Here is a 15,674-nt window from a genome sequence, read left to right as displayed (position 1 = left end):
ATTTAGCTTCCCGTGAACTTGGCTACCATTTCCGCCGGGAATGGTGCCGATTTCAATTTGTCTGGGTTAACGGGATCGCGGCCGACCAGGACGCGGGTCTCGAAACCCTCGATCGCGAGCGCCTCGCCCTTGTAGACGTTGTGCTTCACCTCGAAGCTCGAGCGCTTGATGCTCTCGATCTTGGTTTCAATGGTGATCCAGTCGCCATAGGTCGAGGGGATGTAGAACTTGGCACGCGTGTCGACCATGGGGATGCCCACCAGGCCGTATTTGCGGACCAGGTCCTGCTTGGAGAAACCGGCGGCCTCGAACAGGGTCGAGGTCGAATCGTCGAACATCGCGAAATAGCGCGGGTAGTAGACGATGTTTGCGGGGTCGCAATCGCCCCACTGGATCTGGACCTCGCGCCGGTTCACGAACATCTGGCTGGCCTTGCTCGACGAATCTACTTGGGCGCCATGCGCAGCGAACCGTCGAGGCGCACCACTTCGCCGTTCAGGTAGGCATTCTCGACCATGTGCAGCGCGAGCGCGGCGAACTCGTCGGCCTGGCCGAGCCGGCGCGGGAAGGGGATCGCGGCGGCGAGCGAGTCCTGGGCCTCCTGCGGCAGGTTCGCCAGCAGCGGCGTCAGGAACAGGCCGGGGGCGATCGTCAGCACGCGGACGCCGAACTGCGCGAGCTCGCGCGCGATCGGCAGCGTCATGCCGACGATGCCGCCCTTGGAGGCCGAATAGGCGGATTGGCCGATCTGGCCGTCATAGGCGGCAACGGAGGCGGTGTTGATGATGACGCCGCGCTCGCCGGTCGCCTGCGGCTCCAGCTTGGACATTTCGGTGGCGGCGAGGCGCAGCATGTTGAAGGTGCCGATCAGGTTGACCTTGATCACCTTGTCGAAATCCGAAAGCGCCATCGGGCCGTCGCGGCCGACCACGCGCTTGGCGACGCCGATGCCGGCGCAATTGACCAGCACGCGGGCCGGGCCGTGGGCCTTGGTGGCCTGCGCGATCGCAGCTTCAGCGGACGCGGCATCGGAGACGTCGCAGGTCACGGCAATGCCCTTGATCTCCGCCGCGACCGTTTCGGCCAGCTTGGTGTTGAGGTCGCACACCGCGACCTTGGCGCCCTGCGCCGCCAGTTTTCGCGCGGTGGCCGCGCCCAATCCCGATGCGCCGCCGGTGACGATGGCTGCCTGATCCTTCAACAACATGGCGTTCTCCTTTGGCGATATTTTTCTAGGTGACCGATATCACACGGTTCGACGGATTGGCAGCGTAGAGCTCCTCGATCAGCTCGCCGCGATGCTCCAGCACTGCGCGCTGGTTGATCGAGCCCTTGTCGGTGACTTCGCCCTTGTCGATCGAGAGCGGCGTGTCCATCAGGATCGCGCGCGTGATCCGTGTCGAGGATCCCGTGGCCTGGCCGAGGAAACGGGTCAGACGCTCGCGGAACGCCTCGCGCACCAGGCGGTCGCGCGTCGCGACGACGAGATCGTCGGGCGGCAGCGTCGGGTTGATCAGCCGGCAGCCGTCGAGATCGAGCACGACCAGCGCGGAGATCTCGTCGCGATTGATGCCGGCGATGACGACGTCGCGCACCAGGGGCGCGCAGGCCGCGGTGAGGCGCGCGCGCAAGGGGCCGACGCTGACCCAGGTGCCGCTCGCGAGCTTGAAGTCCTCGCTGACGCGGCCGTCGAAATCGAAGCCGGCGTTGAAATCATCGGGATCGGCGGGCTTGAGCGCATCGCCCATCTTGTAAAATCCTTCCTCGTCGAAGGATTTTGCCGTGATGTCGGGTTGGCGCCAGTAGCCGGGCATCACGTTCGGCCCCTTGGCGCGCACTTCCAGCTTGCCGTTGTTCGGCACCAGCTTGGCGTCGTTGCCGGAGACGGGCAGGCCGACATGGCCGGAGCGGCTGGTGCGCGGATTGACCGACATGAAGAACGGCGCGGTCTCGGTCGCGCCGAGACCGGTCAGCATCGGCACGCGATAGCCCTTCTCCTTCGCCGCGAGCTCATCGAGGCTGTCCCAAACGAACGGCGACAGCGCCGCGCCGGAGAAGAACATCGCATGCAGCCGGTCGAAGAACTTGGCGCGCAAGCCCTGGTCGTCGCGCAGATAGGGCAGCAGCGATTCATAACCCTTGGGCACGTTGAAATAGACCGTCGGTGAAATCTCCCGGAGATTGCGCACGGTCTCCTCGATGCCCCCAGGCACCGGCTTACCGGCGTCCAGATACATCGAGCCGCCGTTGTAGAGCGTCAGGCCGATGTTGTGATTGCCGCCGAAGGTGTGATTCCACGGCAGCCAATCGATGATGACCGGCGGCTCGTCCTTCAGGAAGGCGAGCGTCTCGCGCAGCATCACCTGATTGGCGCAGATCATGCGCTGGGTGTTGATGACGGCCTTGGGATTGCCGGTCGAGCCCGAGGTCAGCAGGAATTTTGCGATCGTGTCGGGGCCGATCCTGCCGTGAACGTCGTCGAGATCGCCACGGATCGGCGTCGCCATCAGATCGGCCAGCAGGGTGACGTCGCGGCCCGGCACGTGGCCATAGGACGCGGCGATCTCGGTGCCGAGCGAGACGTTGGCGGCGAGCGCATCGGCGAACTTGTCGGCATCGTCGGCGAAGACGAGGCCCGGCGTGAGCAGCTTCATCAGATAGGACAGCTTGCCGTAATCCTTCGACACCAGCGAATAGGCCGGCGACACCGGGCAGAACGGAACGCCGGCATAGAACGCGCCGAACGCCAGGAGCGCGTGGTCGATCGAATTACCAGAGAGGATGACGACCGGCCGCTCGGCCGACAGGCCGCGCTGGATCAATGCGGAGGCGATGTGACGGCTCGCGGTGAGCAGCTCGGCATAGGTGATCTTGCGCCAGCCGCGACCGCCTTCGCGCTCGGCCATGAAGACGCGGTCCGGCGTCGTCGTGGCCCAATGATGCAGGCGGTCGGTGATGCGGACCGGATAGTCGCCGAGCGGCTGCTTTGGCCGCAGGTAAATCGTGCCGTCGTCGCGCCGCTCGATGTTGACGACGGGATCGCCGAACGAGATGGGCCGCAGCGGGAAATTGCTCGCGCCGCGCTCGATGCCGGAAGAGGACGGCTGGGCGCTCATGACTTTACGCTCATGATTTGGGCTTCACCTTCGCGGTCTTGTGCTCGAGGAATTCGCGGATCCGCCGCTTGGCCTCCTTGTCGCTCTGCGCGACGGTGGCCATCAGCGACTCCATCAACAGGCCGGTCTGCGGATTGGCCTCTGCGATCATCGGCAGCGCCTGGAGCACGGCGAAATTCGTCAGCGGGGCGTTGGACGCCACCTTGGTCGCAAGCTCCAGCGCTTTGCCGAGCCCGTTGCCGGCCTCCGTCAGATATTGCGCAAAGCCGTAGGACGCGCCCTCGGTCGCGCTGTAGACGCGTCCCGTCAGCATCATGTCCATCATCCGGGCAACGCCGATCAGCCGCGGCAGCCGCACCGAGCCGCCGCCGCCGACGAAAATGCCGCGCTGCCCCTCCGGCAGCGCGAAATAGGTCGAGGGCTCGGCGACGCGGATATGGGCCGCGCAGGCAAGCTCCAGCCCGCCGCCGATCACGGCGCCCCGGAGCGCTGCGATCACGGGCACGCGGCTGTACTGGATGCGGTCGAACACCCGGTGCCACATCTGGGAGTGCAGGAGCCCGCCGGTGGCGTCGTGCTCGGTCAGCTCGGAGAGGTCGAGGCCACTGGAGAAATGGTCGCCGATACCGTGGATGACGACCGCGCCGATATCCTCGGGCAGGTTCGCAAAACACTCGCCGATTTCCAGGATGATGCCGTCATTGAGCGCATTGCGCTTGGCCGGCCGGTTCAGACCCACGGTCAGAACCCGGTCCGCCCGCTCGATCCTCAACAGCCCGGAGGGACCCGCATTCGCGGTCTCGGCGTTTCCTTGTGTCATTTGCGTCCTTGTCAGAATAGTTATGTTGTATAACGAATTTTGGGGGAGTCAAGGTGGGGCAAGGCCAGGTGGCCGTGACCCCACCCTCCCGGGAGGCCGAGGCGAGCGCAGGGCTATCGCATTTGAGATTTCCCTGCGGCCATCCTTCGAGACGCCCGCTTGAGGCGGGCTCCTCAGGATGAGGTCGGAGTGCGCGGCAGCAGTTTCAACGGGCACTGACGCCGATTTGCCTCATCCTGAGGAGGCGCGTCAGCGCCGTCTCGAAGGACGAGGCGTGCGCGCAGACCGCCGCCACAAGTCATATGCGATAGCCCTGGGGGCGAGCGAGAAAGCGGTGCAGGCCTACTCTCGCGTCACAAACTTCGCGAACGCATCGGCGTAATCCGGATGCCAGCGCGACAATGGCGGGCGGTTCTCGACGATGTCGCCGGCCGCCCAGAGCATGCGCTTCTCGTCGAGCGCGCGCGGCACGTCATTGTCCGGGCAGAGAATGTAGAAGTCGCCGGCCTCCAGCCGCGCCAGCATGAAATCGACCGTCTGCTCCGGCGTCCAGGCGCCGGCCGGCTTCTCGGTGCGTCCCTTTGCGGTCAGGCCGGTGAAGACGAAGCCCGGGATCAGCAGGTGCGCCGTGACGCGACAGTCATTCGTGTTGCGCAACTCGTGCTGGAGCGCCTCGGTGAAGGCCTTCACGCCGGCCTTGGAGACGTTGTAGGCGGGATCGCCGGGCGGCGTGGTGATGCCCTGCTTGGAACCGGTGTTGATGATGAGGCCGCGCCTGCCACGGGCGATCATGTTTGGCGCGAAGATGCGCGAGCCGTTGATGATGCCCCACATGTTGACGGCGATGATGCGTTGCCAATTGTCCGGCGCGTCGAACAAGGTGCTGCCGGGCTGAATGCCGGCATTGTTCATGAGGACATCGGTGCCGCCGAACCGCGCGTGGACGGCGCGCTCGAGTTCCGTCACGCTCTCGATCCTGCTGACATCGACGGCCGAGGTCATGACGTTTGCGGCCGATGTTACGGATGACAATTTTGTTGCAGCTTCTGCCAAGCGTGTCTCGTCGACATCCGCGATACACACCTTCATTCCAGCGCGCGCAAATGCCGCGGCGGCGGCAAATCCGATGCCGGCTGCGCCACCCGTGATCACGGCAACATTGTCCTTGACGATGGCGGGATGTGACATCGAGCGTCTCCGTGGAAAGCCTTCAGCCGAGCTATAGCATGGCAGCCGTGCGACCCTGCACAAGTCGGCATGGGAGGTCTTCGTTCCCCGCTGCCTTTACGCCTATCAGGCGCGGCTGTATCCTCGGCCGAACGATCCCGCCCAGATCGAACCAATCAATCACCTGACAGGGAGTGCAGCCATGGCTGTGTCGCAGGCTATTCCGATCACGCGCCATCCGTTCGCCAACGGGTCCTACAAGCAGATGCTGATCGGCGGCAAGTGGGTCGATGCAGCCTCGGGCAAGCGCTTCGAGACCCGCAATCCCGCCACCGGCGAGCTGCTCGCAACCGTTGCCGAAGGCGACAAGGAAGACATCGATCGTGCGGTCGCGGCCGCGCGTCGCGCTTTCGAAGGCCCGTGGAGCAAGGTCAAGCCGTTCGAGCGGCAGAACCTGCTCCTGAGGCTCGCCGATCTCGTCGAGAAGAATTTCGACGAATTGTCGCAGCTCGACACGCTCGACATGGGCGCGCCGCTGAGCCGCACCCGTGCCTACCGCCTGCGCGCCGTCGGCATGCTGCGCTATTACGCCGGCCAGACCACCGCGATCCACGGCGAGACCATCGAGAACTCGCTACCCGGCGAGATATTCTCCTACACGCTGAAGGAGCCGATCGGCGTCGTCGGCGCCATCATCCCGTGGAATGGACCGCTGACCGCGACGATCTGGAAGATCGGACCGGCGATCGCGACCGGCTGTACCGTGGTGCTCAAGCCCGCCGAAGAGGCGCCACTGACCTCGCTGCGCATCGCCGAGCTCGCGATGGAAGCGGGCATCCCGCCCGGCGTCATCAACGTCGTGCCCGGCTATGGCGAGACCGCGGGCGCGGCGCTCGCCTCGCATCACGACGTCGACAAGGTCGCCTTCACCGGCTCGCATGTCACGGGCCAGTCGATCATCCGTGCCTCGGCCGGCAACCTCAAGCGCGTCTCGCTCGAGCTCGGCGGCAAGTCGCCGGACATCGTGTTCGCCGATGCCGATCTCGACGCCGCCGTGCCCGGCGCGGCGATGGCGGTGTTCGCCAATTCAGGGCAGATCTGCAGCGCCGGAACGCGCCTGTTCGTCGAGCACTCGATCTACGACGAGTTCGTCGGCCGCGTCGCCGAGTTCGGCAAGAAGCTGCAGGTCGGCAACGGCCTCGATCCCAACGTGCAGATCGGGCCGCTCGTCTCCGAGCAGCAGCTCGAACGCGTCACCGGCTATCTCGACATCGGCCAGAAGGAGGGCGCGAAGGCGCTTGCCGGCGGCGGACGGGTCACCGAAGGCGCGCTGTCGAAGGGCTTCTTCGTCTCGCCGACGGTGTTCGCGGGTGTCGAGGACAACATGCGCATCGCGCAGGAGGAGATTTTCGGCCCCGTCATCTCCGCAATCGCGTTCAAGGACATGGACGAGCTGGTCAAACGCGCCAACAACACCACGTTCGGCCTCGGCTCCGGTCTGTGGACGCGCGACGTCAGCAAGGCCCATGCGGTGGCGAAACGCTTGCGTGCCGGCTCGGTGTGGGTCAACTGCTACCAGGCGATGGATCCGGCCGTGCCGTTCGGCGGCTACAAGATGAGCGGCTACGGCCGCGAATCCGGCAAGCAGCACGTCGAGGAATATCTCAACGTGAAGGCCGTCTGGATCAAGACGGCGTAAGGCCGGCTCTCCTTCGCCTCTCCCCGCTTGCGGGGAGAGGCCGGAATTCGCGCAACGCGCGGATTCCGGGTGAGGGGGACTCTCCGCGAGTCCAACTCTCACCGCGATTGCCGGGGCAGCCCCCTCACCCCAACCCTCTCCCCGTAAGAACGGGGAGAGGGAGAACAACCACCGCCTTCAGGCGGTCAGTCTCCCTCACAATCATCTGCATCCTTTCAAAGACATCCGGGGACCACATGAAATTCGAAGCCTTGTTCAAGCCGTTGCAGGTCGGTCCCTACCAGCTCGCGCATCGCGTCGCGATGGCGCCGCTAACGCGCATGCGGGCCGAGCGCGACACTTTCGCGCCGCGGCCACTCAACGCCGAATATTACGGCCAGCGTGCGACGAAGGGCGGCCTGATCATCGCCGAAGCCTCGCCGGTGCTCTCGCACGGCCGCGGCAATCCGGCGACACCCGGCATCTATTCGGAGGCGCAAGTCGCGGGCTGGCGCAAGGTGACGGATGCCGTGCACGCCAAGGGCGGCATCATCTTTCTCCAGCTCTGGCATGTCGGCCGCGTCTCTCATTCCTCCTTCCACGGCGGCGAGCTGCCGGTTTCGGCCTCGGCAATTCCGATCAAGGCCGAAGGCATGAAGGCGATGACGGCCGACGGAAAGATCGCCGACTACGAGACGCCGCGCGCGCTGGAGACTGATGAGGTGAAGGGCATCGTCGAGGCGTTCCGGCAGGGTGCCAAGAATGCGCTCGCCGCCGGCTTCGACGGTGTCGAGATCCACGGCGCAAACGGCTATCTGCTCGAGCAATTCCTGCAATCGCGCAGCAACCAGCGCACCGATCAATATGGCGGCGGAATCGAGAACCGCGCGCGCCTTCTGCTCGAGGTCACGCAGGCTGCGATCGACGTCTGGGGCTCGAACCGTGTCGCTGTGCGGCTGTCGCCCTACGGCATCGCCAATGATTCCGGCGAGCCCGATCCGATGCCGCTCTATACCCATGTCGTGAAGGCGCTCGAGAAGCTGGGTTTGGCGTACCTGCATTTCATCGAACCGCGCTCCAGCGGCTCGGGCCGCGCCGAGGTCAACTGGCAGAACGTGCCATCGGCGATGGTGCTGTTCCGTCCGCTCTACAGCGGCGTGCTGATGACCGCCGGCGGCTTCACCGGGGAGACCGCGAATGCGGCGATCGCCGACGGACATGCGGACATCATCGCCTTCGGCCGCATCTTCATCTCCAATCCTGATCTGCCGCGTCGTCTCGAGCACGGCTACCCGATCACGCCGTATAATCGCGCGACGTTCTACAGCGGCGAGGAGAAGGGGTACACGGATTATCCGGTGTATGACGAGCTGACGCCGGCTTGATCTGTCATTCCGGGGCGCGACGAAGTCGCGAACCCGGAATCCATCGGGCCGCATACCTGGACGTGGGATGGATTCCGGGCTCGATGCTTCGCATCGCCCCGGAATGACGAGCTTGCTTCGCTGCGCTAGCAATGACGACGGAGAGACGTCCATGGCCAAAGCCGCAGCCGCCGCAGGGATCGCCACCGGCCAATGCCTCTGCGGCAAGGTCGCCTTCGAGATCGACGTTCCCGCGCGCTGGGCCTGGCACGATCATTCCGCTGCCAGCCGCCGCGCCCATGGCGCGGCCTACGCCACCTATGTCGGAAGCTGGAAGAAGCGCTTCCGCATCACCTCAGGCAAGACCGCGCTGACCCGCTACGAGGACAAGGCGACGAAGATCGCGCGCAGCTTCTGCTCGCATTGCGGCACGCCGATCATGTACGAGCGCCCGCGCGGGCCGCACATGGTCAACATCCCGCGCGCCCTGTTCAACGAGCGCACCGGCCGCCAGCCGCTCTATCACATCGCCATCGAGGAGCTGCAGGAATGGGCCTATACCGGCGAGCCCCTGGTGCCGCTGAAGGGCTTTCCCGGCGTCGTCTGGCAGCGCTCGAAAAGGAAGAAGCGCGCTGGCGGGGACGACCCGTTCGAACTCGGGCGGGAGGAGATGTAGCGCCTCTCCCGCGCAACGCAGCCATGACCGCGCTTCCTTGCGCCTCTGCCAGCATCTCGGCCATCATGCTTTCGGTCCTTGCGGCAACGGTCCGCTCCTGGAGGAAACATGAAGAACAAGATCACCGGCCGCTCCGCCTTTCTCGCGCTGCTCAAGGACGAGGGCATCACGCATCTGTTCGGCAACCCTGGAACCACCGAACTGCCGATCATGCATGCGCTGAAGGACCATCCCGATCTCACTTATGTGATGGCGATGCAGGAGAGCCTAGTGGTCGCGATCGCCGACGGCTACAGCCGCGCTTCGGGCAAGCTCGTCGCCTGCAACGTTCACGTCGCGCCCGGCCTCGGCAACGCCATGGGCTCGCTCTACAACGCCCAGTTCACGGGCACGCCGATGATCCTGACGGCGGGCCAGCAGGAGCAGGGCCACGGTCTGATGGAGCCGGTGCTCTATGGTCCGCTGGTGCGCATGGCCGAGCCGCTGGTGAAATGGGCGGTCGAGGTGACACGGCTGGAGGACCTGCCGCGCATCGTGCGCCGCGCCGCCAAGGTGGCGATGACGCCGCCGACCGGGCCGGTGTTCATCTCGCTGCCCGGCGACATCCTCAACAGCGAGGCGGGACTCGATCTCGGTCGTTCCACCCGCATCGATGCGCGCACGAAACCTTCGGACGAGGCGCTGAAGGCCTTTGCCGCACGTCTGCTCAAGGCCGAGCGTCCCGTGATCGTGACCATGGACGAGGTGGTCAAGAGCGATGCTTTGACGGAGGCGGCTGAACTGGCCGAGCTGCTCGGCGCTGCGGCCTATCAGTCCTCGACGCCCTACGGCTCGCACTTTCTGTCCGAAAGTCCGAGCTTCGTCGGCACGCTCGCGCGCGTGCAGAAGGCCGCGCGCGATACGCTCGCGCCGTACGATCTCTTGATCGCCCTCGGCGGCGACCCGCTGCGGATGTCGGTCTATAGCGAGGTCGACGCGCTGCCTGAGGGCCTCGGCATCGTGCAGATCGGTCTCATCGATTGGGAGATTGCCAAGAACTACGGGGCCGAGATCGCGCTGAAGGCGGATCTGAAGGAAACACTGCGCGCGCTGATCCCGGTACTCAAGGAGATGGGCGGCGCGGCCCTCGCGAGCCGCGCCAAGCAGCGTCTCGCCGAGCTCGCGCCGAAGAACTGGACCGCGCGCCGCGCCGCGTTGGTCGAGCAGATCGGCAAGAGTGCCGGCCGCACACCGATTGATCCGGACTTCCTGGTGCTGCAAATGGTCGAGGCCATGCCCGATAACGCCATCCTGGTCGACGAAGGTCTCACCTCCAGCCGCCAGATCACGGCCCTGCATCCGCATCGCGACCGCTACGGCTATCACGGGCTCGCCTCCGGCGGCATCGGCTGGGGCCTGCCGGCCTCGGTCGGCGCCAGCATTGCCAATCCCGATCGCCCCGTGGTGTGCTTCTCCGGCGATGGCAGCGCGATGTACTCGATCCAGTCGCTCTGGACCGCAGCGCATCACAAGCTGCCGCTCAACGTCGTCATCGCCAACAACGGCGGCTATCGCATCATCAAGCAGCGCCTGCTCGCCTTCCACGGCGATGACAATTACGTCGGCATGGATTTCGTCGATCCGCCGGTCGATTTCGCCGGCGTCGCCAAGGCACTCGGCTGTGAGGCGATCAAGGTCAGCGATGTTAGCGAACTGAAGGCAACGCTGACGTCAGCGTTCAATCGGCCGGGAACCAAGCTGATCGAGGTGATGGTGGACGGGAAGGTGTAGCCCCGCAGTCGTCCCCGCGAAGGCGGGGACCCATACCGCGTGATCTATCGACTGCGGCTGGTAGGCGTATCGAGCTCCCGAGTCTTCGCCAAACTACTTCCTGTGGTTATGGGTCCCCGCCTTCGCGGGGACGACAGCCTGGCTGTGGCGCGATCTTCCGCCTACCCCTTCTTCCCCACGCGATACTCCGCCGCGGGATGCGGCGCGTCGAGGCGCGCGCGGCCCTCGCCGAACAGTTTTTCCCGCAACGTGCCCTTGGCGTACTCGCTCTTGTACCTTCCGCGCCGCGTCAGCTCGGGCACCAGCATGTCGGCGATATCCTCGAAATCGCCGGGCGAGATCGCGAACGCGACGTTGAGGCCGTCGACATCCGTCGCCTCGAACCATGCTTCGATCTTGTCTGCGACCATCTCGGGCGTGCCGACCACGACCAGGCCAGCGCCGCCGATGCCGACATGCTCGATGACGTCGCGCACGGTCCAGACGCGGTCAGGGTCGGCGCGGGTCACGTTGTCCATCGCGCTGCGGCCGGCATCGTTCTGGACGTGGCGCACCTGCTGGTCGAGGTCGTAGCCGGAGAAGTCGACGCCGGTCCATCCCGACATCAGCGCCAGCGCGCCTTCTGGGCTGATGTGGCGGCGGTAGTCGGCGTATTTTTCCTTCGCCTCGGCTTCCGTCCGTCCGAGGATGATCGTCATCATCGAGAACATCAGGATCTCCGCCGGATCGCGGCCGAGTGCGGCCGCCTCCTGCCGGATTGCGGAGACGCGCGGCGCGATCACCTTGGCTGACGGTCCCGACATGAACACGCACTCGGCGTGCCTGGCCGCGAACTGCCGGCCGCGCGGCGAGGTGCCGGCCTGGTACAGCACGGGCGTGCGCTGCGGCGAGGGCTCGCTGAGGTGAATGGTGTTGTTGATGCGGTAGTTCGCGCCCGCATGATTGACGCGATGAACTTTTGCCGGGTCGGTGAAGATGCCGCGCTTGCGGTCGCGCAGCACGGCATCGTCTTCCCAGCTGCCTTCCCAGAGCTTGTAGACGACCTCCATATATTCGTCGGCGATGTCGTAGCGGTCGTCATGGCCGGTCTGCTTGTCCTTGCCGGCACCGCGCGCGGCGCTGTCGAGATAGCCGGTGACGACGTTCCAGCCGATCCGCCCCTCGGTGAGGTGATCGAGCGTCGACATCCGCCGTGCGAACGGATAGGGCGGCTCGAAGGACAGATTGCTGGTGACGCCGAAGCCGAGATTTTGCGTCACCGCCGCCATCGCCGACAGCAGCAGCAGCGGCTCGTTCGACGGCGTCTGCGCTGCATTGCGCAAGGCTGCGTCAGGGCTGTTGCCATACACGTCATAGACGCCAAGCACGTCGGCCAGGAACAGCCCGTCGAAACGGCCGCGCTCCAGCGTCTTGGCGAGATCGATCCAGTAGAACAGGCGGTTATACTCCGCGGTACGGTCGCGCGGATGGGTCCACAGGCCCGGTGATTGGTGTGCGACGCAATTCATCGCAAAGGCGTTGAGCCTGATCTCTTTGGCCATGCTGGTCCCTCGGCGCCCTGTACTGAGCGCTCTTCGAATGATAGATGTGCGCCCCAACTTGGCGAAGTTCTTGCATATAATTGGCCCTTGGCAAGGGCCAAGATAGAAGGCTTGCGCTTGGCAAGGCCAAAGTCAGCGTCGCAGCTGTGCCTGGCAAGCCAGTCTCAAGGAAGCAAGAACGAAATCCCAAGAGAGCTACAAGAGAACTACAAGAAACCATCCAAGTCCCCGCCACTTTCGAGGGCCAACCCATGTCGGGTAAGGTCCTTCGTCTCACAGTCTCGAAAAGCAAGCATGACCAGAGCCGACGCCATCGCCCGCGCCCGTGAGGATTTCAAGTCCGGCGCGTTCCTCGCTGAACTCGATCGCCGCGTCGCCTACAAGACCGAGAGCCAGAATCCGCAGCGCGGCCCCGAGCTGCGCGCCTATCTGGAGCAGGAGATGCAGCCGGCTTTCGCCGCGCTCGATTTTTCCAGCCGCATCGTCGAATCCCCGAGCGGCAAGGCGCCGTTCCTGTTCGCCGAGCATCACGAGAGCGCGTCTGCGCCGACCGTGCTGGTCTACGGCCATGGCGATGTCGTCGACGGCATGGAAGGCGAGTGGCGTGATGGCCGGGATCCCTGGCGCACCAATGCTTCCGGGACGCGCCTCTATGGCCGCGGCACCGCCGACAACAAGGGGCAGCACAGCATCAATATGGCCGCGCTGCGTGCGGTGCGCGAGGCGCGCGGCGGTAAGCTCGGCTTCAACGCCAAGTTCATCATCGAGATGGGCGAGGAGATCGGCTCGCCCGATCTCGGCAAGGTCTGCGATCTCCATCGCGACGCGCTCAAGGCCGACCTGTTCATGGCCTCCGACGGGCCGCGCCTCTCGGCCGATCGGCCGACGCTGTTTCTCGGCTGTCGTGGAGGCATCCGCATCCATCTCGACGTGAACTTGCGCGACGGCGGCCACCATTCCGGCAATTGGGGCGGCGTGCTCGCCAACCCCGCGACCATCCTGGTCAACGCGATCTCCACCCTGGTCGACGGCCGCGGCCGTCTCCAGCTCGATGCCTTGAAGCCGCCGCGGCTGACCAACCAGATCCGCTCCTATCTCGCCGACGTCGAGGTGGTGCCGACTGCGGACGAGCCGGCGCTGGCCGAAAATTGGGGCGAGGAGGGTCTATCGGCCGCTGAACGGCTCTACGCCTGGAACACGCTGGAAGTGCTGGCGATGTCCTCAGGCAATATCGAGAAGCCGGCCAACGCGATTCCGGGCCAGGCCAATGCCGTGCTGCAACTGCGTTTCGTGGTCGGGACGAAGGTTGAGGGGCTGATCGACGCTGTCCGCGCGCATCTGGTCGGACGCGGTTTTCCGATGGTCGAGGTGCGCGCGGCGCAGAGTTTTGCTGCATCGCGCACCGATTTCGACAGCCCGTGGATCAAATGGGCGGCGGATTCGGTGCGAGAGACCACCGGCAAGGCGCCGGCCGTGCTGCCGAATTTCGGCGGTTCGCTGCCCAACGACGTGTTTTCCGAGATCCTGGGACTGCCGACGATCTGGGTGCCGCATTCCTATCCCGGCTGCTCCCAGCATGCGCCCAATGAGCACATCCTGCTGCCATTGACCGAAGAGGCCTTGACGGTGATGGCCGGGCTGTTCTGGGATCTCGGCGAGTTGCCAAAGCCACCGACTGGCCCGTTAACCTGAGCCGATAATCCAGCCGAAAGTTACATTCTAATCCGGCCCGATTTGTGCTTGCATCCGGGCCGCATCATCCGAAAGGGGAAGAAAAACGTGAAACATTTCCGTCACATCGGGCTCGCGCTCGCCGCGACCCTCGTCGTCAGCCAAGCCGGGGCCCAGGAGCTGACCGGCACGCTGAAGAACATCAAGGACACCGGCGCGATCACGCTCGGCTTCCGCGATTCCTCGATCCCGTTCTCCTATCTCGACGACAACCAGAAGCCCGTCGGGTTCGCGATGGACATCTGCTACAAGATCGTCGACGCCGTGAAGAAGGAGCTCAAGCTCGACAAGCTCGAGGTCAAGCTCAACCCGGTGACCTCGGCGACCCGTATCCCGCTGATGGCCAACGGCACCATCGACCTCGAATGCGGCTCGACCACCAACAATGCCGAGCGCCAGAAGCAGGTCGCCTTCACCAACACCCACTACCTGACCGCCAGCCGCTATGTCTTCAAGAAGTCGAGCGGCCTGAAGTCGATCGATGACCTCAAGGGCAAGACCGTGGTCTCGACCGCCGGCACCACCAACATTAAGCAGCTCACCGAAGCCAATGTCGCCAAGGGCCTCGGCGCTAACATCATTCCGGCCAAGGATCACGCCGAAGCCTTCCTGATGGTCGAGACCGACCGCGCGGTCGCCTTCGTCATGGACGACATCTTGCTGGCGAGCCTCGTCGCCGGTTCGAAGAACCCGGGCGACTACGTTATCTCCAAGGATGCGTTCTCCAAGCCGGAGCCCTACGGCATCATGCTGCGCAAGGACGATCCCGCGTTCAAGAAGGTCGTCGATGCGGCCACGGCTGCGCTCTACACCTCCGGCGAGGCCCAGAAGATCTACGATAAGTGGTTCACCCAGAAGATCCCGCCGAAGGGACTGAACCTCAACACGCCGATCTCGGCCGAGCTGAAGAACGAGTTCGCCAAGCCGACGGACTCGCCGAACCCGGACGACTACAAGTAAGCTAAAACCTCGATCTTTCGATCGGGATCATGTCCGGCCACTCTTGACACTGGGGTGGCCGGACATTTGCATAGGCGCTCAAGACGTCCAATGACGGGCGCGTTCGCGCGGGGGACACGTGAACTACAACTGGAACTGGGGAATCTTCTTCCAGCCGAACCCGATGGGGACCGGCACCTACCTCGACATGCTGCTGTCGGGGCTGGCGCTGACCCTCAAGACCGCGGCGCTGGCCTGGGTGATCGCGCTGATCACAGGCTCGATCGTCGGCGTCATGCGCACGCTGCCGTCGAAGGGCGCCAATTGGTTCGGCTTCGCCTACGTCGAATTCTTCCGCAACATGCCGCTTCTGGTGCAGCTCTTCCTGTGGTTTTTCGTGCTGCCGGAAATTCTGCCGAGGGCGGCCGGGCTGTGGCTGAAGCAATTGCCGAACGCGCCGTTCTGGACGGCGGCGATCGGGGTCGGCTTCTTCATGTCGGCGCGCGTAGCCGTGCAGCTGCAGGCCGGCATCTCCTCGCTGCCGCGCGGGCAGAAGATGGCGGCGACTGCGCTCGGCCTGACCACCGTGCAGGGCTATCGCTACGTGCTGCTGCCGATGGCCTTCCGCATCATCCTGCCGCCGCTGACGTCTGAATTCCTCAACACCATCAAGAACACCGCCGTCGCCATCACCATCGGCCTGCTCGAGCTGACCGGACAGGCGCGCTCGATGCAGGAATTCTCGTTCCAGGTGTTCGAGGCCTTCACCGCCGCGACCATCCTCTATCTCCTCGTCAACGCCGTCGTCGTGACCGCGATGCGCTTCCTCGAGCGCTGGGTTGCGATCCCCGGCTACATCACGGGGAAATAAG

General features: G+C 64.8%; 13 protein-coding genes. 7 read left to right on the top strand and 6 right to left on the bottom strand.

What is annotated here, in order from left to right:
• Positions 1-2: 2 nt before the first annotated feature.
• The 5 genes from I6F28_RS05355 to I6F28_RS05335 form a co-directional block, all read right to left on the bottom strand.
• Positions 3-422 carry an acyl-CoA thioesterase gene (locus tag I6F28_RS05355; protein WP_157283120.1) on the bottom strand — a complete coding sequence of 140 codons (420 nt, stop codon included), beginning with the start codon at positions 420-422 and terminating at the stop codon, positions 3-5.
• A gap of 23 nt (positions 423-445) precedes the next feature.
• Complete coding sequence (locus I6F28_RS05350) at positions 446-1,207, bottom strand: SDR family NAD(P)-dependent oxidoreductase (protein WP_225139407.1); 762 nt, start codon at positions 1,205-1,207, stop codon at positions 446-448.
• Positions 1,208-1,232: 25 nt separating this feature from the next.
• Complete coding sequence (locus I6F28_RS05345) at positions 1,233-3,116, bottom strand: feruloyl-CoA synthase (RefSeq protein ID WP_036021034.1); 1,884 nt, start codon at positions 3,114-3,116, stop codon at positions 1,233-1,235.
• Between the two features lie 10 nt (positions 3,117-3,126).
• Complete coding sequence (locus tag I6F28_RS05340) at positions 3,127-3,936, bottom strand: crotonase/enoyl-CoA hydratase family protein (protein WP_035997250.1); 810 nt, start codon at positions 3,934-3,936, stop codon at positions 3,127-3,129.
• A gap of 342 nt (positions 3,937-4,278) precedes the next feature.
• Complete coding sequence (locus I6F28_RS05335) at positions 4,279-5,124, bottom strand: SDR family NAD(P)-dependent oxidoreductase (RefSeq protein WP_225139406.1); 846 nt, start codon at positions 5,122-5,124, stop codon at positions 4,279-4,281.
• 181 nt (positions 5,125-5,305) lie between these two features.
• Here I6F28_RS05335 and I6F28_RS05330 point away from each other — a divergent pair, with 181 nt between their 5' ends.
• From I6F28_RS05330 to I6F28_RS05315, 4 genes are all read left to right on the top strand, one after another.
• On the top strand, positions 5,306-6,802 hold the full coding sequence (locus I6F28_RS05330) for an aldehyde dehydrogenase family protein (RefSeq protein WP_225139405.1): 1,497 nt from the start codon (positions 5,306-5,308) through the stop codon (positions 6,800-6,802).
• A gap of 236 nt (positions 6,803-7,038) precedes the next feature.
• Positions 7,039-8,166, top strand: a complete 1,128-nt coding sequence (locus tag I6F28_RS05325) for an alkene reductase (RefSeq protein ID WP_036021039.1) — start codon at positions 7,039-7,041, stop codon at positions 8,164-8,166.
• A 151-nt stretch (positions 8,167-8,317) separates the two neighbouring features.
• Positions 8,318-8,821: a GFA family protein gene (locus I6F28_RS05320; RefSeq protein ID WP_036021041.1), complete on the top strand. Its 504-nt coding sequence runs from the start codon at positions 8,318-8,320 to the stop codon at positions 8,819-8,821.
• A gap of 108 nt (positions 8,822-8,929) precedes the next feature.
• Complete coding sequence (locus I6F28_RS05315) at positions 8,930-10,591, top strand: thiamine pyrophosphate-binding protein (protein WP_225126588.1); 1,662 nt, start codon at positions 8,930-8,932, stop codon at positions 10,589-10,591.
• Positions 10,592-10,752: 161 nt separating this feature from the next.
• Here I6F28_RS05315 and I6F28_RS05310 read toward each other — a convergent pair whose 3' ends face one another.
• Positions 10,753-12,132 carry an LLM class flavin-dependent oxidoreductase gene (locus I6F28_RS05310; RefSeq protein WP_225139404.1) on the bottom strand — a complete coding sequence of 460 codons (1,380 nt, stop codon included), beginning with the start codon at positions 12,130-12,132 and terminating at the stop codon, positions 10,753-10,755.
• Positions 12,133-12,426: 294 nt separating this feature from the next.
• Here I6F28_RS05310 and I6F28_RS05305 point away from each other — a divergent pair, with 294 nt between their 5' ends.
• From I6F28_RS05305 to I6F28_RS05295, 3 genes are all read left to right on the top strand, one after another.
• Positions 12,427-13,824: a M20 family metallopeptidase gene (locus I6F28_RS05305; protein WP_225139403.1), complete on the top strand. Its 1,398-nt coding sequence runs from the start codon at positions 12,427-12,429 to the stop codon at positions 13,822-13,824.
• A gap of 87 nt (positions 13,825-13,911) precedes the next feature.
• Positions 13,912-14,823: an amino acid ABC transporter substrate-binding protein gene (locus tag I6F28_RS05300; protein ID WP_225139402.1), complete on the top strand. Its 912-nt coding sequence runs from the start codon at positions 13,912-13,914 to the stop codon at positions 14,821-14,823.
• A 118-nt stretch (positions 14,824-14,941) separates the two neighbouring features.
• The gene (locus I6F28_RS05295; protein ID WP_035997279.1) at positions 14,942-15,673 is read left to right on the top strand and encodes an amino acid ABC transporter permease; all 732 of its coding nucleotides are present in this window, start codon (positions 14,942-14,944) and stop codon (positions 15,671-15,673) included.
• Position 15,674: the final 1 nt, after the last annotated feature.

Source organism: Bradyrhizobium sp. NBAIM14, from assembly GCF_020193895.1.
Classification (GTDB): domain Bacteria; phylum Pseudomonadota; class Alphaproteobacteria; order Rhizobiales; family Xanthobacteraceae; genus Bradyrhizobium; species Bradyrhizobium yuanmingense.
Note: the sequence above shows the minus strand (reverse complement) of the source record. Positions and strands in the feature narration are given on the sequence as shown.